The sequence below is a fragment of the Streptococcus sp. HMSC034E03 genome, assembly GCF_001811505.1.
Taxonomy (GTDB): domain Bacteria; phylum Bacillota; class Bacilli; order Lactobacillales; family Streptococcaceae; genus Streptococcus.
On sequence record NZ_KV804955.1, the window covers coordinates 1 to 710 of the forward strand.

The 710-nt window shown below is 42.1% G+C and carries 1 protein-coding gene; it reads right to left on the reverse strand.

Translation table 11 applies throughout. From position 1 onward, the window contains the following. Positions 1-286: 286 nt before the first annotated feature. A partial coding sequence (locus HMPREF2805_RS01355; RefSeq protein ID WP_148131570.1) for a S24 family peptidase occupies positions 287-710 on the reverse strand: 424 nt, incomplete at its 5' end.

A 710-nucleotide genomic window follows, 5' to 3' on the forward strand; every position in this document is an offset into this window, starting at 1 on the left:
TTTTAGATTGTAGTATTTAAGTAATCAAACTCTGTAGGGACGTCAAGGCTCTTCAGAGCGTCTTTATAGAGTCTTTTGTTATTCGGATTTTTTTGATAAGTGTTGTTGAATAATTAAGGCTACGTTGGCTTTTTCTTCTTCGGTCATAGGAGGTTCGTTTGGATCGTCTACCGAAAACTCGATAGCATGCCACTTATCATTGACTCTAATCCACTCTCTTCGTCTATGACATTGACAATCTAGGTTGTGTTTAATCACTTCCATTGGTCTGCTTTCACTACTCATATTATCCCTCTCTGTACAAATCCACGACTTCACCGATAATTCGGAAGTCGGTCTCTGGTGTGATTGGCATATCTTTGTAAGCTGGGTTTAGGCTATGTAGGTATGCCTGTTCTTTGTCAATGACAAGCTGCTTGATATAAGCATCGCCGTCGTAGTTGAATACTCCGATAACACCGTTATTTAAGTCCACGCTGGTCTGAATGAATACCAGGTCGCCATCGTGATAGTCAGGCTCCATGGAGTCCCCTTTGATCGGAATGACGAAGTCGGCATCGATATCTACTGGCAACTCTATCCGTTCCACTCGTACATCGTTCAAATACTGGCCTGTACCTGCAGAAGCTGGGTGGTCGTAGTAGTCGTAACTATAGAGCTGAATAATGTCCTCCGATACTTCGTTTATCTTCGTTTCTTCTTCGTTTTTT